Source organism: Burkholderia sp. Bp9140 (genome assembly GCF_003853425.1).
In the GTDB taxonomy this organism is placed as follows: domain Bacteria; phylum Pseudomonadota; class Gammaproteobacteria; order Burkholderiales; family Burkholderiaceae; genus Burkholderia.
In genome coordinates this window covers 1-21,462 of record NZ_QTPQ01000006.1, presented here as the reverse complement: position 1 = coordinate 21,462, position 21,462 = coordinate 1, and the positions used below count along the sequence as shown (strand labels likewise).

The 21,462-nt window shown below is 65.5% G+C and carries 16 protein-coding genes; 10 read left to right on the top strand and 6 right to left on the bottom strand.

What is annotated here, in order from left to right:
* Window positions 1-157 precede the first annotated feature (157 nt).
* Entirely contained in the window at window positions 158-1,054 is an 897-nt protein-coding gene (locus DIE21_RS06935; RefSeq protein WP_124496986.1) for a LysR family transcriptional regulator, read from the top strand.
* 120 nt (window positions 1,055-1,174) lie between these two features.
* Here the strand turns inward: DIE21_RS06935 and DIE21_RS06930 are convergent, their stop codons facing one another.
* The gene (locus DIE21_RS06930) at window positions 1,175-2,932 is read right to left on the bottom strand and encodes an IlvD/Edd family dehydratase (RefSeq protein WP_124496985.1); all 1,758 of its coding nucleotides are present in this window, start codon (window positions 2,930-2,932) and stop codon (window positions 1,175-1,177) included.
* A gap of 96 nt (window positions 2,933-3,028) precedes the next feature.
* Complete coding sequence (locus DIE21_RS06925) at window positions 3,029-4,336, bottom strand: MFS transporter (protein WP_185642729.1); 1,308 nt, start codon at window positions 4,334-4,336, stop codon at window positions 3,029-3,031.
* A 718-nt stretch (window positions 4,337-5,054) separates the two neighbouring features.
* On the opposite strand from DIE21_RS06925, the gene DIE21_RS06920 reads away from it, so the two are divergent.
* The 3 genes from DIE21_RS06920 to DIE21_RS06910 all read left to right on the top strand — a co-directional run bounded on the left by DIE21_RS06920 (window position 5,055) and on the right by DIE21_RS06910 (window position 7,985).
* The gene (locus DIE21_RS06920; protein WP_124496984.1) at window positions 5,055-5,735 is read left to right on the top strand and encodes a GntR family transcriptional regulator; all 681 of its coding nucleotides are present in this window, start codon (window positions 5,055-5,057) and stop codon (window positions 5,733-5,735) included.
* Window positions 5,736-6,418: 683 nt separating this feature from the next.
* The gene (locus DIE21_RS06915) at window positions 6,419-6,733 is read left to right on the top strand and encodes a helix-turn-helix domain-containing protein (protein ID WP_409364619.1); all 315 of its coding nucleotides are present in this window, start codon (window positions 6,419-6,421) and stop codon (window positions 6,731-6,733) included.
* The gene (locus DIE21_RS06910; protein WP_124496982.1) at window positions 6,726-7,985 is read left to right on the top strand and encodes a type II toxin-antitoxin system HipA family toxin; all 1,260 of its coding nucleotides are present in this window, start codon (window positions 6,726-6,728) and stop codon (window positions 7,983-7,985) included. Before DIE21_RS06915 ends, DIE21_RS06910 begins: the two co-directional genes overlap by 8 nt.
* Window positions 7,986-8,019: 34 nt before the next feature.
* Here DIE21_RS06910 and DIE21_RS06905 read toward each other — a convergent pair whose 3' ends face one another.
* Together DIE21_RS06905 and DIE21_RS06900 are read right to left on the bottom strand one after the other, a co-directional pair.
* Window positions 8,020-8,214 carry a hypothetical protein gene (locus DIE21_RS06905; RefSeq protein ID WP_124496981.1) on the bottom strand — a complete coding sequence of 65 codons (195 nt, stop codon included), beginning with the start codon at window positions 8,212-8,214 and terminating at the stop codon, window positions 8,020-8,022.
* 175 nt (window positions 8,215-8,389) lie between these two features.
* The gene (locus DIE21_RS06900; RefSeq protein ID WP_124496980.1) at window positions 8,390-10,543 is read right to left on the bottom strand and encodes a glycoside hydrolase family 28 protein; all 2,154 of its coding nucleotides are present in this window, start codon (window positions 10,541-10,543) and stop codon (window positions 8,390-8,392) included.
* 579 nt (window positions 10,544-11,122) lie between these two features.
* On the opposite strand from DIE21_RS06900, the gene DIE21_RS06895 reads away from it, so the two are divergent.
* The 6 genes from DIE21_RS06895 (at window position 11,123) to DIE21_RS06870 (ending at window position 18,019) form a co-directional block, all read left to right on the top strand.
* A complete protein-coding gene (locus DIE21_RS06895; RefSeq protein ID WP_124496979.1) occupies window positions 11,123-12,109 on the top strand; it encodes a TRAP transporter substrate-binding protein in 987 nt (328 codons plus the stop codon).
* The gene (locus DIE21_RS06890; protein ID WP_124496978.1) at window positions 12,106-12,684 is read left to right on the top strand and encodes a TRAP transporter small permease; all 579 of its coding nucleotides are present in this window, start codon (window positions 12,106-12,108) and stop codon (window positions 12,682-12,684) included. Before DIE21_RS06895 ends, DIE21_RS06890 begins: the two co-directional genes overlap by 4 nt.
* 4 nt (window positions 12,685-12,688) lie before the next feature.
* Window positions 12,689-14,041 carry a TRAP transporter large permease gene (locus DIE21_RS06885; protein WP_124496977.1) on the top strand — a complete coding sequence of 451 codons (1,353 nt, stop codon included), beginning with the start codon at window positions 12,689-12,691 and terminating at the stop codon, window positions 14,039-14,041.
* Between the two features lie 87 nt (window positions 14,042-14,128).
* The gene (locus tag DIE21_RS06880) at window positions 14,129-15,220 is read left to right on the top strand and encodes a lactonase family protein (RefSeq protein ID WP_124496976.1); all 1,092 of its coding nucleotides are present in this window, start codon (window positions 14,129-14,131) and stop codon (window positions 15,218-15,220) included.
* A 173-nt stretch (window positions 15,221-15,393) separates the two neighbouring features.
* Window positions 15,394-16,965, top strand: coding sequence for a methyl-accepting chemotaxis protein (locus tag DIE21_RS06875; protein WP_124496975.1), 1,572 nt, complete (start codon window positions 15,394-15,396; stop codon window positions 16,963-16,965).
* 229 nt (window positions 16,966-17,194) lie between these two features.
* Window positions 17,195-18,019: an alpha/beta fold hydrolase gene (locus DIE21_RS06870; RefSeq protein ID WP_124496974.1), complete on the top strand. Its 825-nt coding sequence runs from the start codon at window positions 17,195-17,197 to the stop codon at window positions 18,017-18,019.
* 75 nt (window positions 18,020-18,094) lie between these two features.
* Here DIE21_RS06870 and proP read toward each other — a convergent pair whose 3' ends face one another.
* Window positions 18,095-19,564 carry a glycine betaine/L-proline transporter ProP gene (gene proP / locus DIE21_RS06865; RefSeq protein ID WP_124496973.1) on the bottom strand — a complete coding sequence of 490 codons (1,470 nt, stop codon included), beginning with the start codon at window positions 19,562-19,564 and terminating at the stop codon, window positions 18,095-18,097.
* Between the two features lie 512 nt (window positions 19,565-20,076).
* Window positions 20,077-21,144: a porin gene (locus tag DIE21_RS06860; RefSeq protein ID WP_124497131.1), complete on the bottom strand. Its 1,068-nt coding sequence runs from the start codon at window positions 21,142-21,144 to the stop codon at window positions 20,077-20,079.
* Window positions 21,145-21,462 lie beyond the last annotated feature (318 nt).

Here is a 21,462-nt window from a genome sequence, read left to right as displayed (position 1 = left end):
ACCTGCCGGTGAGGCTTCAAGGTCAGGAAAAGTATCGCAAGGAGAACACGGACTGAACCAACAGGAAGTCACCTTCACACCCAAAAGTTATTTGTGTCAGGTCGGCACGCGCGAGTGTCAGCTTTTGGATATCGTGCGTCACATCGTAGAATGGGTCATGGACATTCGTTACGTGCAAAGTTTCGTCGCGGTGGTCGAAAGCGGGTCGATTGCAGAAGCCGCGCGACGCCTTGGACTGACCGCAACGGCAGTAGCGGCTCGCCTCCGGTCGCTGGAAGAGACCCTGGGCACGTCGCTCATCCAGCGTTCCGGCCGATATGTCAGACCGACAGCGGAAGGCATGAAGGTTCTCGACAGCGCGCAGGCGCTGCTGCGTGCCATGCGCGACATGCAGGCGATCGCGCAGGATGGTCAAACGCAGATTGGGGAGTTGAGGGTTGGGGTGTTCGTGTCGGCAATGGTGAGCGTTTTGCCGCTGGTGCTGCAGCGCGTCTATGCCCGTCATCCCGATGTCAAACTCTTCGTGGAACCCGGTAGCTCGGTCGAACTTTGCCGGAAGGTGGCTGCCAGCGAACTGGACGTTGCAATCGTAGTGGAGCCTCAGTTCGCGATCCCGAAGACCTGCGAGTGGCAACCGCTCACCGAGGAGCCTCTTGTCGTTGTGGCCCACAAGTCGATGGCTGGGCGCGATGCCCACGAGGTGCTGCAAAATGAACCGTTCATTCGCTACGCGCGCTCGGTGCTCGGCGGGCAACTCGCGGACAGATATCTTCGCGATCACCATATACATACGCGATCTCGACTGGAAATCGACGGCTTGCTTGCCATCGCAACGCTCGTCGACAAGGGGCTCGGCGTCTCTCTATTGCCGGATTGGCCGTCGATGTGGACGAGCGGGCTGGAGATCACGCGCATACCGCTGCCTGAACGCGCGCCGGTTCGGCGCATTGGGCTGATCATGGCGCGCCATACGCCCCGGTTTGCGCTGGTGGAGGTGTTTGCTCGCGAGGCGCTTGGTTTGTTTAATCGTCCTCAAGGCGACCTGCAGCCGTGACCGTCCTGGTCACGCCGCGGACCGGATGTGTAGCCCGCGTCAAAGCATTGACAAGCTAAAAAGGCCCCGCCTGGACGGGGCCACGATGCGGCAGGGAGAGGCGATACCTGTATTGCATTCCTATTCGGGCTTCGACACCGGCTCTTTCTGCAGGCTTGCTGCGCGCAAGAAATCGAAGTCGACACCCTCGTCGGCTTGCGTGACCGTTTGCAGGAAAAGCTTGCGATACCCGCGGTCGGCGGTTGGCCGCGTGACCGGCGCCGCTGCCGCGCGCTTCTGCATCTCGTCGTCGGAAACGAACAACGAGATCTCGCGACGAGACACGCTCAGGCGAATGCGGTCGCCGTTGCGCACATAGGCAAACGGTCCTCCGATCGCGGCTTCGGGCGTCACGTGCAGGACGATCGTCCCGAAAGCCGTTCCGCTCATGCGTCCATCCGAAATCCTCACCATGTCCTTCACGCCGGCCCGCGCAAGTTTGCGGGGGATCGGGATATAGCCGGCTTCCGGCATGCCGGGCGCGCCCACCGGGCCGATGTTCTTCAGGACGAGGACATCGTCCGGCTTGACGTCGAGCGCTTCATCGTCGATCCGGTTGATCAGGTCCTCGACGTCTTCGAACACGACGGCCCGGCCCTCGTGTTCCATGAGCGCAGGATCGGCGGCCGACTGCTTGATGATCGCTCCTGCGGGCGCGAGGTTGCCACGGAGCACGGCAAGGCCGCCCTGCGGATAGATCGGGTGGGACAGCGAACGCACGACATCCTGGCTGAACCCTGCGCCCCCGGCTTCAATCTCTTCTCCGAGGGTGCGTCCCGTCACGGTAAGCGCATCCAGATGCAGCAGGGGCTTCAACTCGCGCAGCAAGGTGACCACGCCCCCAGCCTTGTGGAAGTCTTCCATGTAGTGCTGTCCGGTCGGCTTGAGGTCCAGCAGCACCGGCGTCTCCTTGCCCATCCGATCAAGCATGTCCAGGTCGATCTTGTGGCCCAGTCGACCCGCAACGGCAGCCAGGTGGACAATGGCATTCGTCGATCCGCCAATCGAAAGCAGCACGCGCATCGCGTTCTCGAAGGCCTTCGGCGTGAGGATCCTGTCGATGGTCAGTCGTTCGCTCGCCATCCTGACGGCAACCGTGCCGGTTTGTTCGGCAACCCGGATACGGTCCGACGTCACGGCAGGCGGGGTCGCCCCGCCGGGCACGGTCATGCCCAGCGCTTCGGCGATGCAGGCCATGGTGCTGGCGGTGCCCATCACCGAGCAGGTTCCGACACTCGCGACGAGCTGGTTGTTGACGTCGGCGATCTCGTCCTGGTCGATTTCACTCGCGCGGAACTTTCCCCAGTAACGCCGGCAGTCAGTGCACGCACCGACCCGTTCACCGCGATGCGATCCGGTAAGCATCGAACCGGTGACCAGCTGGATCGCCGGAATCCCGGCGGATGCCGCACCCATCAGTTGCGCCGGGACTGTCTTGTCGCATCCGCCGATCAACACGACGGCGTCCATCGGTTGCGCGCGAATCATCTCTTCGGTATCCATCGACATCAGATTGCGGAGATACATCGACGTCGGCGATGAAAAGCTTTCGTGGATCGAGATGGTGGGGAAGTCGACCGGCAAGCCGCCCGCGAGCATGACGCCACGCTTTACTGCTTCGACCAGTTGCGGCATGTTGCCGTGGCATGCGTTGAAACCGCTGCCGGTGTTGACGATGCCGATGACGGGACGATCGAGCGCCTGGTCCGTATATCCGGCGCCCTTGATGAACGCCTTGCGGAGGAAAAGCGAGAATCCCTGATCGCCGTAAGACGTCAGTCCACGCTTCATGCCCGTAGCTTCCACGGGTGCCTGGGCGGCAGTTTTCTTGTCAGCCATGACTTTCTCCAGATAAACATCGAATGCAGTGCGCCCGATCGCACGGGCCGTGTCGGCTTGGTCGGCGCTTGCGGCGCGCTCGACGGGCCGGGAATCTCAACGATTGACGACGCGAGCGGGAAGAAAAACCAGAATCAGAATCGCGGAAAGCGCGAGACTGCCTGCGACCAGGTAAAGGCCTGACGTCAGCGAATGCGTCTCGGTCTTGAGCCATCCCATCACCGACGGACTGACGAAGCCTGCGAGGTTGCCCGTCGAGTTGATCAATGCGATGCCGGCTGCGGCGCCAGTTCCGCCGAGGAACGAGGTCGGAAGCGCCCAGAACATGGGTAACGCGGAGATGATGCCTGCTGCCGCCAGGGACAAGCCGATCATTGAAGGAATCAGCTGATTGCCGCTGAGCGCGCACAGAAGGAATCCAAGGGCTGCAACGAGAGCTGGCGCGCTCACATGCCACCTGCGTTCCCGCGTTTGATCCGCGTGGCGGCCAACCAGAATCATGGAAACAAGCGCGCAGGTGTAGGGAATCACCGTGAGCAGACCGACCGTCAACGGATCGTTGACACCCGCGCTTTTGATGATCGTCGGCTGCCAGAATCCGAGCGCATACGATCCCATGATGATGCCGAACAGGATGACGCACAGTAACCAGACCCACCTGGACGTGAAGGCGTCCTTGAGCGATCCATGCGAGCGTTTTGCAGCGTCCTCACCAATCTCGCGCGCGATATGCGATTTTTCCTGCCCGGTTAGCCACTTCGCGTCCTGCACACGGTCGTCGAGAAAGAAATAGACGACGACCCCGAGCATGATCGCCGGCACGGCCTCGATGATGAAAAGCCATTGCCATCCTGCATAGCCGGCGGTTCCGGCGAACGTGTGCATGATGTATCCGGAGAGCGGTCCGCCAATCATGCCCGACACGGGATTGCCGGCCGTGAGCACGGCCATCATCTTCCCGCGGCGGTGTGACGGAAACCAGTAAGTCAGGTAAAGAATCATGCCGGGGTAGAACCCAGCTTCCGCGACACCGAGGAGGAAGCGCACGACGTAGAACATCACAGGCGTCGTCACCCAGGCCGTCATGAGCGAGAGGAGTGCCCATGTCACCATGATGCGCGCGATCCAGCGCCGGGCGCCTACGCGATGCAGCAGCAGATTGCTCGGAATCTCGAAGAAAAAGTAGCCAACGAAGAAGAGGCCGGCGCCGAGTCCGTAGATGGCGTCGCTGAAGTGCAGATCGTTGAGCATCTGCAGTTTGGCAAATCCGACGTTCACGCGGTCAAGGTATGCGACCACGTAGCAGACGAACAGCAACGGCATGAAGTGCCACGCTGCCCGCCGGAAGGTTGCATCGGCGGTCGCTCGTTCGGCGTCCACCGGCATGGCGGGGTGTGAGGACATGGGGTGTCTCCTTTCATTTTTCCGTTCATGCCAGCGGGCATGGGACGATTGCGTGCTGCCGTTCATTCATGACGGCGCTTCGCTGGAACGGCCGGGGCACGTTCACCGGGCGATTCAGCACCGTGCTCGGTGTTGACGTGGCGAATAGTGCAAGAACCGGGAACGGGGAAAAAGACGGGAGCGAAAGGTTGAGAACAAAAAAGTTTTTCGGTTTCGCCTTCGTACAGGGCGATCCCCCCGTTTGATGCCCGCGGGCCTTGATGGGGGCCTTTGTGTCGGGGCCTTGCTGTCGCCCGGACAGGTGTCAAGCGGCAAGGCCGGTCGGCCAACGTGATTGTTGCAGTCCAGTCGCGTTTCCGAATCGTTGGCGAACGCACGATTTCGCGCATTCTCGGCGAGGTTCGACCCTCGTGGCGCCGATCGGCGAACGTATGCAAAGGACATTTTGCTATCGCCGACATGCCGATACGCTCGCGCGGACGACCGGACCAATCGGTTGGCGGCCCTCGAATGCCCTACTACGCGACCGGCGGAAACGGGTCGACAAGCGACATCCGCGGAGAACTTTTTGTTGGCTGAACGAAGGGCGCGGTGGCCTGACGATATGCTGCCGTCGGCGCTCGGCCGCCAAGGCGCTCTGCTAATATTGTAGAAAATATGCAATATCCATCGCCGCGTCGGCGCTTGCCTTTCCGCCTTCCCCAGTCCGAACCGCAACATGAACGAGAAACGCCCTGCTCTTGTCTACGCCACGCGCGCCGAAGCCGCTGCGAACGAATTGCGCCGCCGTATCCTGACAGGGGAGTATGTCGACGGCTACCAGCTTCGCCAGGATGCGCTGGCGACCGAACTCGGCATCAGCCGCATCCCGCTGCGCGAGGCGCTCGTGCAGCTCGAGAGTGAAGGGCTGGTGAAGATCCTGCCCCACAAGGGGGCGATCGTCTCGGAGTTGTCGCCGGAGGACATCACCGAACTGTTCGAGTTGCGCGCGCTGCTGGAACCCGTGCTGCTGAAAAAGTCGGTTCCGAAACTGACCTCCGAGGATTTCGCGCGGCTCGATGCGATCCTCGACGAATACAGCGCGGTGCTGCATGCGAGCCAGTCCGGGCGCTGGGGCGAATTGAACACCGAACTGCATCATCTGCTGCTGTCGCGCGCCGACCAGCCGAAGACGGCGGCGATCGTCGCGTCGCTGCTGCAGCAGACCGACCGCTACACGCGCGTGCAGCTGTCGTTGTCCGAGGCCGCGCGCGACGTGGCCGAATCCGAACACGCCGAGCTGGTCACGCTGTGCCGCAAGGGCGATGCGCGCGCGGCGGCATCGCTGCTCAAGCGTCATATCGAGCATGCGGGCGGCGAGTTGAATGCGTTTCTGCGGGATCGGCGTCTGGGTCGTTGAGGGCGTTTACGCACGCGATCTGGCGGATACTCCAGCGTTTCGCGCGGCACGCTTCCGGCGGATGGATCTTGTCCGTCGGGTTCTCTGGTCGATTGTCCTGCCTGATTCGTCGAACCGGCCTGTGCGTGCCGCGTGATTTTCAGGATTCCTGTTTGATCGGGCCGAATGAATGACAGGTCGATGTCCGGCCATGTATCGCCATCCGAATCCGGCGCTGCTGACCCCGCCATGACAATCGTTTGACCGTGACGCCTTCGAACGAACCTCCCGATGCAGCGACGGTTCGCAGACGACGGGCGAAGAAGCGCTCGTGGAACTTGCTGAACGCTGGGCGCGCGGCTGAATGTAGCCGTTCAGGATGTTCACGTAACGGGTCCAGTGCATGCCGCCGAACGCTGAAAGCGCTGACGCCAGTTCATCAGTGGTCTCTCCCGGGCGATACGCAGGCCCACCGGATCGTCCTGACGAAGCGGGAATGACGAAGCAAGCATTCGATGGCCGCACAGGCGTCAATTTTGGGGAGCGATCCGGTTCAGGCGGTTAATTCCGTCTTGCTGTGGAATTGTTCCGTATTTTCAAGGTTAAACCACAATAATATGGAATTATTCAACTTTGAGGCGGGCGACAGATAATTCTATAATGTTGTGAGTTATGAGGCCTATCAGGCAGGAAGACCCATTATGTTGGAGTTGAGCTTCAGTAAGCCTGGTGAAGTCGTCACACTGCTTTGCGGGCGACTTCGCACGGAGCGGCTGGCATTGCGGATGACACAGGCTGATGTGGCAGCACGCGCCGGCGTCGCAGCCAATACGGTGTCCAACCTGGAAGCGGGACGCAATGTGAGTCTCGAGAGTGTGGTCCGTGTGGCCATGGTTCTTGGCCGCAGCAAGGAACTCGAAGGGCTGTTCTTGCCGAAGCTGGACAGTCTCGACGACATTCTCCGGTACGAAGAAACAGCTAAACGTCAGCGTTCGAGGAAGGCAACCAGAAATGATTGAGCGAGTAGACGTCTACTACGATGGCTGGGGGGAACATTGGCGGTGGGGATCGATGGTTTCCACGACAGCCATCACGGGGCGCCCGCTGGTTGTGTTCGAGTATAGCGACGAGGCGAGGAAGAGAGGGCTGGAGCTTTCTTCCCATGCGCTCCCCTTGAACGGGCCCAGGCTACGGAGAGACTTCCCGTCCCACCAGTTGGGACTGCCCGGGCCGGTCTACGACGCGCTGCCCGACGGCTGGGGCATGTTGCTGATGGATCGTCTGTTCAAACGCCGAGGCTTGAACGTGGCGCGCGTCGGGCCGCTGGAGCGACTGGCTTACATTGGCAACAATGCGATGGGGGCCATGTCGTTCGAGCCCGTGGCGCCCGAGGCTCGGGAGGCGCAGATTCACATTCCCCTCGATCAGCTTGCGGTGGAGGTGCAGGACGTCATCAATGGTGAAGGCGGAGCCTTCCTGCAGCAGTTACTGCGGATAGGCGGCTCTCCGCAAGGTGCCCGACCAAAAGCACTGGTCTATCGTGATCCGCGCTCCGGAACCTTGACCACGGTCGCAGAGCCGGACTTTGAAGCCTGGCTCGTCAAATTCCCGGCGCAACAGGAACACCCCGAGGTGTGTGCGATCGAGATGGTCTATGCCGAATGCTTGCGCATGTGCGGTATCGAGACCCCGGACACGTTGTATTTCGATTTACCCGATCGGATGGCGGCATTCGCGTCGAAACGGTTTGACCGACAGGACGGCCTGCGCGTGCCCATGCAAAGTCTTGCCGCATTTACCGGTGCCGATTACAGAAACCCGGGTTCCCTGGACTATGTGAACTTCCTGCGCGCGATCCACCTATGCACCAATGATGTACGGCAGAAGGGGCTGGCGTTTGAGCGAGCCGTCTTCAATGTCGCGTTCAACAATCGGGACGATCATCCCAAGAACTTCGCCTGCATCATGTTGCGATCCGGCGAGTGGAAGCTGGCACCGGCCTACGACGTCACATTTTGCGAGGGGCCGGGTGGGTACCACCAGATGGACGTCATGGGGGAGGCCCTGCGGATCCGCAGAGAGGGGATGCTCCGCCTCGCGGAGGAAGCTGAAATTCAAGCGGCGGCGGCCGGCGGCATCATCGACCGCTTTTGCAACGTGGCCAGCCAGTTTGCGGCCCTGGCGAGGAAGCTGTATCCACACGTGATCACCGAGCAGACGTTGCACACGATTCAAAGCCGAATCGATGAGAACATCGCTCTGCTACGGTAAAGCCGCACGGCCCCGATTCCGGAATTCACCCGGACTACCCGCCACCGATTCCCTGCAGCACCTTGCCGGTCCCGCTGCACACCACGCACGGCTGTCCTTCGACCATGCCGGTGCCGCGGCACACGCCGCACGGATCCTCGCCGACGCCCGGCGCATCGGGAGGTCCTTCGTCGCCCGGGTTCAACGGCGTGTCCTGACGCTGCCCCGCCGACCTTCTGGTCGTCTGCATCGCACACCTCCTTGCGCGTTGCCGATGTCGAGGCAGGCACGCATCGCGCGTGCCCGCTGCGACGACACGCGCGCCATGTCCGGCCCGCGTGCGGGAAGTGCAGACGACAGGCGCGCCGGCAGCGACGACGCGATGCCCGGCATGACGGCGGGGCATCGACGTCATCGCGTCGTCATTACAACGACGGCGCCCACGTCGAGCCGAACGGGTTCGACTGGTCGATACCGGGGAAGTCGACGAATGCCTTGCTGCAGTCGAGCACGTCGGCCGGCCGCGCGTTGCGCGTGGCCGCGCCGTTTACGACGACGCGGTTCGCGGTCGACGCGAACACCGGGAGATTCACGTTGTGCAGCGTGAGGTTCGCATCCGACGCGATCGTCGAGATCCCGTCGGGCGTGTCGGCCACCACGTCGGTCAACGACATCACGAGCGGGAACGCCGGCTCGCCGTAGCCGCCGGTATTCGCTTCGAACCCCTGCAGCTTCACGCCGGCCGTGCCCATGATCACGACGTTGGCGAGCGAGATGTCGTGGAAGTTCGGATACAGCGGCCCGCTCGCCGGCACGGCCTTGGTGCTGTAGTACGGCGTGAACAGCAGCGCGTTCTTCGCATCCTGGATGCAGATGTTCGAATAGTGGATGTTGCTCACTTCGCCGCCGCGCGCGTAGTCGGACTTGATCCGCAAGCCTTCCTCCGAATCCCGGAACGAATTGTCGTACACCTGAACGTTCGTCACGCCGCCGTTGGTCTCGCTGCCAACCGAGATCCCGTGCCCCCAGTAGATGTGGTTGTGCGCGATCACGACGCCCCATTTGCGATCCGAGCGCACGTCGCGATTGCCGTCGATGCCGAACAGCCCCGAGCCGGCGGGCGACGGGTTGTTGCTGCCCTTGAGCGCAATGTCGTCGTCGCCGGTGCTCACGTAGTTGTACGCGAACACGAAGTTCTTCAGGTAGCCGTCGAACGAGATCGCACCGGTGGAGGCGGTCGCGCTGCCGGTCGACAGCGTCGTCGAGGTCGGCTTCGACGCGGAGCCCGGGTCGAACGCGTCGGTGTTCTTCACGTTGTCCGCGTTGAACGTCTGCCCGTTGTACAGCGGGTTGCCGTTGCCGGCCGGGTTCGCGAACGCGGCGAGCGTCGGCGTCTGCACCTTCACGTTCCAGATCGTCAGCCCGTCGATGCCGCTCGGCACCACGTGGAAATTCGGGCTGTTATTCAGCGTGATGCGGTACAGCGTCAGGTTCTTCGCGTAGTTGAACACCATCAGCCGGAAGTTCGACTGCGAGCCGAAGCCGGTCGTGCCGTTCTGCACCATGTTGCCGAGATACGCGAGATCCCACCACGTCATGTTGCGCACGGTCGACTTCGAATCGACGACGGTGCCGCCGTCATCGCACGCGGTGCCGTCCGGCGCGATGGTGCCGCTCTTGTACGCCGCGTAGGTATTCGAGCAGGTCAGGTCGACCTTCATCAGCGGGTATTTCGCGTCGGACGTCACGAGTTCGGCGTAGCCGCGCCCGTCGATCCGGCCGTCGCCGACCACCGCCGAATTCACGAGGTTCGTGCCGGTGATCAGCGCGAGGCAGTTCGACGAGCTGCCGGCCTTCGTCGCGCTGACTGCCGTGTTGCCGCAATACGGCCCGGCGACGTTCGGCGCATACGCCTTCGCGTCGCGCGACGCGTACAGCGTGACGCCCTTGTCGAGCCACAGCGTCACGCCGGACGGCAGCGTCAGCGGCCCGCTGATGAAGCCGTTGCCGGGCCCCGTCTGGTTGACGACGAGCCGCACCGCGAACTTGCTCGCGCGGTACGTCGGCCTGGCCAGCTCCTCGCCGGACGCGCCGGCGATGTTCACGTTCGGCACGGCTGCCGTCTTCTGCGCGGCGGTGGCCGATGCGTCGGCGGCCACGATCGTCGCGCCGACCTCGGCGTCGACGGCCGCGCCGCACGCGTCGAGCGCGGCCTGGATGCGCGCCTGGTCGGGGTTCGCCGTCGCGGTCGACACCGCCTTGCCGACGCCCGCGATCGACGGATCGGCCTCCGGCGGCAGCGAGCCGTCGGGGCGGCTCACGAGCGTATTGGCGGCTTCCAGCGTGCTGCACACCTGCGTATCGGCGGGCAGCGCCGGCTCGGCCGGCAATGCCGGGTCGACGGTGGTCGTGCCGACCTGGAACACGGCGGCGGCGGGCGGCGTGGTCGCGGCCGTGCTGCTGGCAGCGCTCGAATCGTCGCCGCCGCACGCGCTCAGCGCGGCGGCGGTCGCGACGAGCGCCGCGAACAGGCCGAGCACGCGCGGGCGGGCGGTCGACCCGGAAAGTCGGGATGTCATGACGGATGTCTCCTGGTAAGGCGGCGTCCGCGGACGCCGCCGGGTGGGTATCGGGTCAGTCGGGCGGGGCACGGCCGCACGGCGCGCAGGCGCCGCGTGCCGGTCCAGCCGGCAAGCGATGAAACGGCGGCGACGGGCTTCCGGCGACGGGCCTCCGGCGCAGGTCGTCGTGGAGGGCGCCGCGCAGGCGGTCCGGCCGGCGCGGGCTCGTGGCGTCGCGGGGCCGTGGCTGCATTGTGGTCAGTCATCCTATAACGAAGGAAATGGAAGCGAAAGACGGTGCGCGGCGTCGGGAAAACGACACAGCACCGTGCCGATTCAAATGCAGAGCCGTTTCCGGAAAACGTTTCGCTGATAACCCGCCAGGCGGAGAAGGCTTTTCCCCTTGTCTCGCCGCAAAGCCGCTACAGAGGCGCTTATAGGGGTATGCACCAAGTGAGTTAAACGATTAACCGACGTACATTCGCTCCGACACGTCATACAACGTATGACTGCGATTCAGCGGAAGCCGTACCACGACGGTTGCGGATGCCGCCGGGATCGCCGCCAAACAACGAGCAACCAGCAAGGAGACTGACGATGAAGCACCGATTCACCCGCTCCCGTACCGCACTGGCCGTCGCGCTGATGGCCGGCTTCGCGGTGTCCGCGCAGGCCCGTGTGTTCCGCTCGGCGGACGTGCATGGCGACAGCTTCCCGACCAACATGGCGGTCAAGTACATGGGCGACACGTTGTCGAAGCTGACGGGCGGCAAGGACTCGATCAAGGTGTTCGGCAACAGCGCGCTCGGTTCCGAAAAGGACACGGTCGACCAGGTGCGGATCGGCGCGATCGACATGGCGCGCGTGAACGGCGCGTCGTTCAACGAGATCGTGCCGGAGTCGCTGATCCCGTCGTTCCCGTTCCTGTTCCGCGACGTCGACCATTTCCGCAAGGCGATGTACGGCCCGGCCGGCCAGAAGATCCTCGACGCGTTCGCGGCGAAGGGGATGATCGCGCTGACGTTCTACGAGAGCGGCGCGCGCTCGATCTACGCGAAGCGCCCGGTGCGCACGCCGGCCGACATGAAGGGGCTGAAGGTGCGCGTGCAACCGTCGGACCTGATGGTCGACGAGATCAGGGCGATGGGCGGCACGCCGACGCCGATGCCGTTCGCCGAGGTCTACACGGGCCTGAAGACGGGCCTCGTCGACGCGGCGGAAAACAACCTGCCGTCGTACGAGGAAACCAAGCACTTCGAGGTGGCGCCCGACTACTCGGAGACGCAGCACGCGATGACGCCGGAGGTGCTGGTGTTCTCGAAGAAGATCTGGGACACGCTGTCGCCGCAGGAACAGGCCGCGATCAGGAAGGCCGCGGCCGATTCGGTGCCGTACTACCAGAAGCTGTGGACCGCGCGCGAGGCATCGGCGCAGCAGACGGTGACGAAGGGCGGCGCGAAGATCCTGCCGGCCGCGCAGATCGACCGCGCGGCATTCGTGAAGGCGATGCAGCCGCTGTGGGCGAAGTATGAAAAGACGCCGCAGATGAAGCAGATCGTCGACGAGATCGAGGCAACCAAGTGACCCGTCGGACTTCCCTGAATGGCGCCGCGGCCGTGGGCTCGCCGGACGCGGCCGCCGCGGACGGCGCGGCGCCGTGCCGGCCGCGCGCGGCGGCGCCGCTTCTGCGCTGCGCGAACGACCTGCTGTTCCGCGCGCTGGCCGTGATCGCGTCGCTGTGTCTCGCGGCGCTCACGGTGCTGGTGTTCTACGCGGTCGTGATGCGCTACGTGTTCGAGAACGCGCCCGACTTCGTCGAGCCGATCGCGCTGCTGCTGGTGATCGTGATCGCGATGTTCGGCGCGGCGATGAAGGTGCGCGACGGCGGCCACATCGGCCTCGACTCGCTCGTGCGGCGCCTGTCGCCGGGCGCGCGCACCGTGGTGATCGCGATCCAGCACCTGAGCCTGATCGCGTTCGCGATCGCGATCATGGCCGGCTGCGGCAGCATGGCCGCCGAGACGATGGGCGACCGCATTCCGATCATCGGGCTGCCCGAAGGCGTGCGCTACCTGATCACGATTCCCGCGGCGATCGCCATCATCCTCTTCTCGCTCGAGCATCTGCTCGCGCTTCGTCGTTCTTCGTCGGGACAATAACGCCATGGAACTCGCGATCCTGTCCGTCAGTTTTCTGATTTTCCTCGTGCTAGGCGTGCCCGTGTCGTTCGCGCTCGGCATTTCGTGCGTGCTGACCTACATGGTCGAAGGGCTGCCGATCGCGACCGCGATGCAGTCGATGATCTCGGGGATGAACGCGTTCTCGTTCCTCGCGGTGCCGTTCTTCATCTTCTCCGGCGAGCTGATGCTGCACGGCGGCATCGCGGACCGGATCCTGCGCTTCGCGCAGGCGACCGTCGGCCACTTCCGCGGCGGCCTCGGGATGGCCAACGTCGTCGCGTGCACGCTGTTCGGCGGCGTGTCGGGTTCGCCGACCGCCGATACGTCGGCGATGGGCGGCGTGGTGATTCCGCTGATGAAGCGCGAAGGCTACAGCGCGGCTTACGCGGTCAACGTGACGACCCACGCATCGCTCGCCGGCGCGCTGATGCCGACCTCGACCAACATGATCATCTACGCGTTCGCCGCGCAGGGGATCACGGGGATGCTGCACGGCCAGCAGGTGAGCGGCGTGTCGATCGGCGACCTGCTGTTCTCCGGCCTCCTGCCGGTGCTGTGGGTGATGGGCTTCGTGCTCGCCGCCGCGTACTGGCAGGCCGTGCGTCACGGCTATCCGCGCCGCGAAGACGGTTCGTCCGCGCTGCCGTCGTTCCCGGGCTGGTATGCGGTGCTGCGCAGCTTCGTCGGCGCGGTGCCGGGCCTGATGGTGATCGCGATCATCCTCGTGTGCGTCGCGAAGGGGATCGCGACCGCGACCGAGGCGGCCGCGATCGCCGTCGTGTATTCGCTCGTGCTGACCGCGATCGTGTACCGCACGCTGACCGCCGAGAAGCTGCGCCGCGCGCTGTCGCATGCGGCGCGCACGACGGGCGTCGTGCTGCTGCTGATCGCCGTGTCCAACATGCTGCGCTTCCAGATGTCGTACCTGGAGATTCCGGATGCGATCGAAGGGCTGCTGAAGCAGTCGACCGCCGCGCCGTGGCTGATGCTGCTGTACATCAACATCATCCAGGTGTTCCTCGGCACGTTCGTCGACATGGCCGCGCACATCCTGATCACGACGCCGCTGTTCCTGCCGATCGCGATGGCGTGCGGCGTCGGGCCGGTGCAGTTCGGGATCATGCTGCTCTTGAACTGCTCGCTCGGCCTCGTGCATCCGCCGATCGGCTCGGTGCAGTTCGTCGGCTGCGCGATCGGCAACGTGTCGATCGGCGAGACGACGAAGATGGCGTGGCCGTATTACCTCGCGATCTTCAGTGCGATCAACATCGTCACGTACATGCCGTTCTTCTCGACCTGGCTGCCGAGCCTGATCAGCGGCCACGCGGTGTTCTGACCGCCGGTCTTGCCCGTCGCGGCGCCGGATGACCGAGGTTGTCCGGCGCTGCAATCACGTCAACGGTTGCCTCACCCACATATCCACATGAACAAGAAGACTGCATGGCGCGCCGTCGCGGCCGCCGCATTCGCGCTGGCCGCATCGCTCGCGCACGCCGCGACGTATGCGTACGTTTCGAACGGCGACAGCCGCGACATCTCGGTGTTCGGCGTCGACACGTCGACCGGCGCGCTGCGCGCGATCGAAACCGTGCCGGTCGACGGCACCGTGATGCCGATGGCGTTGTCGCCCGATCATCACCGGCTGTACGCGGCGCTGCGCTCGACGCCGTATCGCGTCGTCAGCTTCGCGATCAATCCGCTCGACGGGCGGCTGATCGAGCTGGGCCGCGCGCCGCTCGCGGACAGCATGGCCTATGTGTCGACCGATGCGTCGGGCCGCTACCTGTTCTCCGCGTCGTACGGCGGCAACCTGCTCGCGGTCAACCGGATCGGCGAGAACGGCGTGGCCGGCGACGTGCAGCAGACGGTCAGGACCGGCCCGATGGCGCATGCGATCCGCCAGTCGCCGGACGGCCGTTACGCGTTCGCGTCGGTGCTCGGCGCGGATGCCTGGCTGCGCTTGCCGTTCGATGCGTCGACCGGCAAGCTGACCGACGCGGCCGAGCCCGCGTACCGCCTGCCGGAGAAGTCGGGGCCGCGTCATTTCGTGTTTTCGTCGAACGGGCGGTTCGCGTACCTGATCGACGAGCTCGACGGCAAGCTGCACGTGCTTGCGATGTCGCATGGCGGTGCCGATGCGAGGCCGATCCAGACCGTGTCGATCCTGCCGCCGGATTTTCATGGCGACAAGCCGTGGGGCGCGGACCTGCACCTGACGCCGGACGGGAAATTCCTCTACGCGTCGGAGCGCACGTCGAGCACGCTGGCGGCGTACCGTGTCGACGCGGCGTCGGGCAAGCTCGCGCGGATCGGCACGTTCGCGACCGAGCAGCAGCCGCGCGGCTTCGCGATCGATCCGTCGGGCACGTACCTGCTCGCGGCCGGGCAACGGTCGCCGACGCTCGCGGTGTACCGGATCGACCGGCACAGCGGCCACCTCGACGCGATCGGCAAGTATCCTGTCGGCAAGGGCGCGAACTGGGTCGAGATCGTCACGTACGACGGGACGAACTGATTCACTTGCGCCGCAACGGGCGGCATCGCTCGCGTGCCGCGGCGTGCCGCTCGTTGCGCGGCTTGCACCCGCATGCGATGCAGGGTCGTGCGTCGAAATTGCGCTCGATCGGCTCAAGTTGAACAAGCCGCTGTCGTTAACCGACAAAGGACAACTTCGAGAGTCGATTCACCATGCGCGATCTGAAGGTAAAGAACAGTCTGCTCGCGGTTCTGGCCGCGTTTGCAGCGATGATCATCATCGGCGGCATCATCGGGGTCGTTGCGCTCGGCAGCGCGAACACGAACGCAAAACGCCTGCACGCCATCGCAACGCAGACGTTGCTCGTCAACGATGCGTACAAGGACAGCACCCGCACCCGCTCGGCACTCGTGCGCGCGTATTCGGCGCTGAAGGAGCGCAACGACCCGGCGCAGCGCGACTCGGCGCTGCAAAGCGCGCAGCGCACATTCGACCTGTCCGCGAAGGAAACGCTGGCGTTCAAGGATGCCGCGCCGATCGGCAGCCTCGGTGCGGACCTGAAGCAGGCGCTGGTCGAATCGTCGACGCATCTCGCGAGCGTCCTCGCACGCGCGACCGACGCACTGCGCAACGGCGATACCGCCGCGTATGCCGAGATCAACGACAAGGAAATCACGCTCGCCGGCCAGGTGTATTCGGCGAACGTCGAGAAATTCCAGCGCACGGCCAATCAGCTGGCGGAAGACACGATCGACGACGACAACGCCGCGTACACGCGCATCATCGCGATGGTCGGCATCGGTGTCGCGCTGGCACTGGCGCTGATCGCCGCGACGCACTTCGCGCTGCGCGCGATCGTGTCGCGGCCGCTCGCGAACGCGGCCGCGCTGCTCGACCGCATTGCATCGAACGACCTGACCGTGAAGGTGCCCGACGGCGGCCGCAACGAGATCGGCCAGTTGTTCGCGGCGATGAAGCGGATGCAGGCAGGGCTCGCCGCGACCGTCACCGGCATGCGCGACAGCAGCGACGCGATCCACACGGCCGCGCGCGAAATCGCCGCGGGCAACCTCGACCTGTCGAGCCGCACCGAGCAGCAGTCCGCGTCGCTCGAGGAAACGGCCGCGAGCATGGAGCAGCTGACGTCGACGGTACGCCAGAACGCGGACAACGCGCAGCAGGCGAGCACGCTCGCCGCGAGCGCGGCGGACCTCGCGCAGCACGGCGGCGAACTGGTCGGCCGGGCCGTCGACATGATGGGCGTGATCAACACGAGCTCGCAGAAGATCGCGGAGATCACCGGGATGATCGACGGCATCGCGTTCCAGACCAACATCCTCGCGCTCAACGCAGCGGTCGAATCGGCGCGGGCGGGCGAGCACGGGCGCGGCTTCGCGGTCGTCGCGGGCGAGGTGCGCACGCTGGCCCAGCGCAGCGCGGGCGCCGCGCGCGAGATCCGGCAGCTGATCGGCGCGTCGATCGACGACGTGCGCGACGGCAATGCGCTCGTGACGCAGGCGGGACAGGCGATGGACGAGATCGTGTCGTCGGTGCGGCGCGTGGCGACGATCATGACCGAGATCACGACGGCCACCGTCGAGCAGAGCGCGGGCATCGACCAGGTCGGCCAGGCGGTCACGCAGATGGACCGGATGACGCAGCAGAACGCGGCGCTCGTCGAACAGGCCAGTGCCGCCGCGACCGCGCTCGAGCAGCAGGCCAGCTCGATGCAGTCCGCGATGTCGGTCTTCCGGATTGAGCGCGCGGGCCGAATCCCGGCCTGAGTCGGCCTTGTGCAGATCGCCACGTGACCGGGCACGTCGATGAAATCGGGAAGTATCCATGCGGCCGCGACGCGAACGGATGTGCTGCCACGCGAACCGGGCGGCGATCCGTCGTCCGCATCGTCACCGACCTGTGCGATGATGCGCGGCGCCGCGTTTCCTGCAACGCGCCGCTGACCCAGCGCCCGCTTGCGGGCAACTGCCGATCGTCGTCATACCCGGAGGCCCGATGCCCACTCGAATCGTTCACGGCAATACCCTGCATTACCAGGATCACGGCACCGGCTTTCCGGTGCTGCTCGGGCACAGCTATCTGTGGGACGCGGCGATGTGGGCGCCGCAGATCGACGCGTTGTCGAGCCGCTATCGCGTGATCGTGCCGGACCTGTGGGGGCATGGCGCGTCGGGCCCGCTGCCCGAGGGCTCGCACACGCTCGACGATCTCGCCGCGCACGCGAGCGCGTTGCTCGATGCGCTGGAGATCGAGCAGTGCGCGGTCGTCGGGCTCAGCGTCGGCGGGATGTGGGGCGCGCGGCTCGCGCTGCGCGAACCGCGGCGCGTGCGCTCGCTCGTGCTGATGGATGCGTCGCTCGAGGCCGAACCCGACGCGACACGTGGGCGCTACTTCGGGATGCTCGACGCGATCGCCGCCGCCGGCTGCATCGCGCCGCCGCTGCTCGATGCGATCGTGCCGCTGTTCTTCCGGCCGGGCGTGAATCTCGCGGACCCGGTGCCGAGCGCCTTTCGCACCGCGCTCGCGAGCCTGCCGGCCGACCGGCTGCGGGAATCGATCGTCCCGCTCGGCCGGCTGATCTTCGGGCGGCCGGATACGCTCGCCGCGCTCGCCGGACTGGACGCCGAACGCACGCTGCTGATGTGCGGTTCAGGCGACATGGCACGCCCGCCGTCGGAGACGGTGAAGATGGCGAACGTGATCGGCTGCCGCCATGCGCTGGTGCCCGACGCCGGCCATATCTCGAACCTGGAGAACCCCGCGTTCGTCACGCGGATGCTGCTCGACTGGTTCGACGAACAGCAGCTCGCGGCGGGCTGACCGCCGCGCGTGACGCCGGCCGGCGGCGGGCGCCGCGCGGTGTCGCGTTGCCACGCAACGGCTTGCGATACGGCGTTATGCGCGTTCGCCGACCGGCGTGAACTTGCGGTCGCGCACGCGGCCCTCGTCGGCGCCGCGGCGAATCAGGTCCTGCGCCTCCGCCCGGCTCGCGACGCACGGCGCGGAGCCGGGCAGCGGCCGCCGTGCCGTTTCGCGCAGCGCGAGCACCGACACGATGCCGATGAACGACGCGCCCATCAGGTAGTAGGCCGGCATCATCAGGTCGCCGGTGCGATCGACGAGCCACGCGGTGACGAGCGGCGTCGTGCCGCCGAACAGCGATACCGACACGTTGAAGCCAATCGCGAGCGCGCCGTAGCGGATCCGCGTCGGGAACAGCGCCGGCAGCGCCGACGGCATCACGCCGGTGAAGGTCGACAGCAGCGTGCCGTAGATCATCATCCCGCCGAACACCGACAGCATCCCGCCGTTGCGGATCAGCAGCAGCGCGGGCACCGACAGCACGAGCAGGCCGACGCAGCCGAACATCATCACCGGCTTGCGGCCGAGCCGGTCCGACAGATGCCCCGCGTAGAGCGTCATCGGCATCATCAGCACCATCACGAGCAGCACCATGAAGAGGCCGTGCGTTTCGTTGAAGTGCAGCGTCGCCGACAGGTAGTTCGGCAGGTACGACAGCGCCATGTAGTCGGTCACGTTGAAGATCAGCACGAGGCCGACGCACTGGAGCAGCGGCTTCCATTGTTCGACGAGCAGCGTGCCGAACGACTGCTTCGGGCGGGACCGTTCGTCCGCTTCGCGCGCCTCGGCTTCCTTCTTGAACGCGGGCGTTTCCTCGAGCTTGAGCCGCACGTACAGGCCCACGAGGCCGAGCGGGCCGGCGATGAAGAACGGCACGCGCCAGCCCCACGACAGCAGCGCTTCCTGCGACAGCGTCGCCGTCAGTATCGCGACGGTGGCCGCGCCGAGCGTGTAGCCGATCAGGGTGCCGAACTCGAGGAAGCTGCCCATGAAGCCGCGGCGCCTGTCGGTCGAGAACTCGGCGATGAAGGTCGCGGCGCCGCCGTATTCGCCGCCGGTCGAGAAGCCCTGCACGAGGCGGGCGATGAGCAGCAGCACGGGCGCCATGATGCCGATGGACGCGTAGCTGGGGATCAGGCCGATCGCGAAGGTGCCGACGGCCATCATGATCATGGTGGCGGCGAGCACGCGCTGGCGGCCGATGCGGTCGCCGAGCGGGCCGAACACCATGCCGCCGAGCGGACGCACGAGGAACGCGGCCGCGAACGTGCCGAAGGTCGCGAGCAGCTGTGCGGACGGGTTGCTCGACGGGAAGAACACCTTGCCGAGCGTGACGGCGATGTAGCTGTAGACGCCGAAGTCGAACCATTCCATCGCATTGCCGAACGCCATGGCCCCGACGGCACGCTTCAGGACGGCAGGGTCGACGATCGTGATGTCGTCCGGCTTGAGGGCCTTGCGCGAAGACCGGGCTTTCGCGGGGTGCGCTTGCGATGAACTCAATGAACGCTCCTGGAAGGAGCCTTCGCGACCGGCCGAACGGGTGCGCGGCGGGGCGGGCGCGGGACCGTCGGGGACGAAGGCGGTTGTCTCGGGGACGCCGTGACGTCGGTGGCGCGGCGCGCGGCACACGACACCCGGCAGGTGTGTTGGTGTGAAGCAGTGTAGAGAAACGGGGAGAGCGGACTATCGGTCATGCGCCCGGAAACCGGTCGTAAACGACACGGATGGCGCAGACGGGCAACGCGTCAGGCCGGCGCTCGGCCAGCGCCTGGCGGTCCGGACTGCGCCGATAGCAGTCTATACCGGGCGCGCGACGCGCAGGGCCGCGGCACGTCGCGGATCGTGCGGGCATGACGCGGACAAAGCGTCGCGCACGGTTGCGCACGGTTGCGCACGCGAGGGAGGTCGCACCGAATCCGGACGCGCCGTCGCGTGCCGAATCCGGCGCGAGATGGTTCGGAGTGCGAATGCATGGCGGCGGCGATGCGATGCCGAAACCGCCGCCCCGCGCATCAGAACATGTGGCGGATCCCGACGTTCGCGCCGACGGTCGTACCGGTGACCGCGTAAAGCGCGTTGGTGATCCCGAGCCCCGTATTCATCGCGCCGTGGTTGTTGACCATCGCGACCTGTGCGTACAGCGCGGTCGCCTTCGACAGGCTGTAGGTCGTGCCGACGGCCGCGAGCAGCGAGTGATTCGCCGTGTCGTTGCGGTCACTGGTGAACCAGACGCCGCCGTTCAGGTCGACGGCCGGCGTCGCCTGGTAGTCGAGGCCGCCGCCGTACACGTTGTTGCTGAACGATCCGCCGACCTTGTAGCTCGCGAACGACGCCTTCGCGGTGACCGGGCCGAACCGGTACGCGGCGCCGATCGTGCGTCCGACGAACGCGACGGTGCTGGGCGTCGGCGTCGGGTTGGTGCCGTCGTTGCCGTCGTAGAACGCGGCATCGATCATGAAGCCATCATGCTCGTACTTGAGGCTCGCCGAATACTGGCGTCCGGCCTGGAAGTCGCCGGCCTTGCCGCCGAACGCGAACATCGCGCTGCCGGTGAGGCCGGCGATCGTGGGGCTGGTATACGACACGGCGTTCGGGTTGAACAGGCCCGTCACGAGCACGTTGTCGACGTAGTTGATCAGCCCGCTGCCGAAGTGCGAGAAGCTGCGCGGATCCGAATCGAAGATCGCGAGCAGGAACGGCGAGTACTGCACGCCGGCCTTGACCGTGCCGAAGCCGCCGTCGAGCCCGACCCACGCCTGGCGGCCGAAGAAGTTGCCATTCGAATGGGCGAACGCGCCGTTGGTGACGGCAAAGCCGCTTTCGAGCTGGAATTTCGCCTTGAGGCCGCCGCCGAGGTCCTCCGTGCCGGTCATCCCGAACGTCGTCGGCGTCATGCCGGTGTCGGTCATCGCGAACTGACGGCCTGCGTTCGCGCCGGTGGCGGCGTCGCGCGTCTTGCTCGTGTAAAGCAACGCGGCGTCGAGGTTGCCGTACAGCGTCACGCTGCTTTGCGCGAAGCCGCTCGAACTGGCCATCGCGCCTGCCAGCGCGGCGCAACCGATCACGATTCTGCTTTTCATTGGGTGTCTCCAGTGTTGTTGTACGTCCATGCATCGAACAGGGGATGCGACGGACGCCCGCATGGCGGTGTCCGTCGCGCGGGCCGCGCACGCAGGGTGGGGCGCGGCGGGACGCACGCGCGCGGCGGGGTGTCGGCCGCGTGCGACGCATTCAGGGCGGGGATGGGCGCCCGAACGCGGTGCGTCGAGGATGTCGGGTGGGGCCGTCGATGCCGGCCGCGTCATTCAGAGCGACTGGCCAAGCTGGTCGAGGATCGCCGGGTTCTCGAGCGTGGACGTGTCCTGCGTGATCGCCTCGCCCTTGGCGAGCGAGCGCAG

Excerpts from the sequence above, each read along its gene's own strand:
- DIE21_RS06880 (WP_124496976.1), top strand. The coding sequence starts at position 14,129 with ATGAACAAGAAGACTGCATGGCGCGCCGTCGCGGCCGCCGCATTCGCG.
- DIE21_RS06875 (WP_124496975.1), top strand. The coding sequence starts at position 15,394 with ATGCGCGATCTGAAGGTAAAGAACAGTCTGCTCGCGGTTCTGGCCGCG.
- DIE21_RS06870 (WP_124496974.1), top strand. The coding sequence starts at position 17,195 with ATGCCCACTCGAATCGTTCACGGCAATACCCTGCATTACCAGGATCAC.
- DIE21_RS06895 (WP_124496979.1), top strand. The coding sequence starts at position 11,123 with ATGAAGCACCGATTCACCCGCTCCCGTACCGCACTGGCCGTCGCGCTG.
- DIE21_RS06920 (WP_124496984.1), top strand. The coding sequence starts at position 5,055 with ATGAACGAGAAACGCCCTGCTCTTGTCTACGCCACGCGCGCCGAAGCC.
- DIE21_RS06905 (WP_124496981.1), bottom strand. The coding sequence starts at position 8,214 with ATGCAGACGACCAGAAGGTCGGCGGGGCAGCGTCAGGACACGCCGTTG.
- DIE21_RS06860 (WP_124497131.1), bottom strand. The coding sequence starts at position 21,144 with ATGAAAAGCAGAATCGTGATCGGTTGCGCCGCGCTGGCAGGCGCGATG.
- DIE21_RS06925 (WP_185642729.1), bottom strand. The coding sequence starts at position 4,336 with ATGTCCTCACACCCCGCCATGCCGGTGGACGCCGAACGAGCGACCGCC.
- DIE21_RS06900 (WP_124496980.1), bottom strand. The coding sequence starts at position 10,543 with ATGACATCCCGACTTTCCGGGTCGACCGCCCGCCCGCGCGTGCTCGGC.
- DIE21_RS06910 (WP_124496982.1), top strand. The coding sequence starts at position 6,726 with ATGATTGAGCGAGTAGACGTCTACTACGATGGCTGGGGGGAACATTGG.
- DIE21_RS06930 (WP_124496985.1), bottom strand. The coding sequence starts at position 2,932 with ATGGCTGACAAGAAAACTGCCGCCCAGGCACCCGTGGAAGCTACGGGC.
- DIE21_RS06935 (WP_124496986.1), top strand. The coding sequence starts at position 158 with ATGGACATTCGTTACGTGCAAAGTTTCGTCGCGGTGGTCGAAAGCGGG.
- DIE21_RS06885 (WP_124496977.1), top strand. The coding sequence starts at position 12,689 with ATGGAACTCGCGATCCTGTCCGTCAGTTTTCTGATTTTCCTCGTGCTA.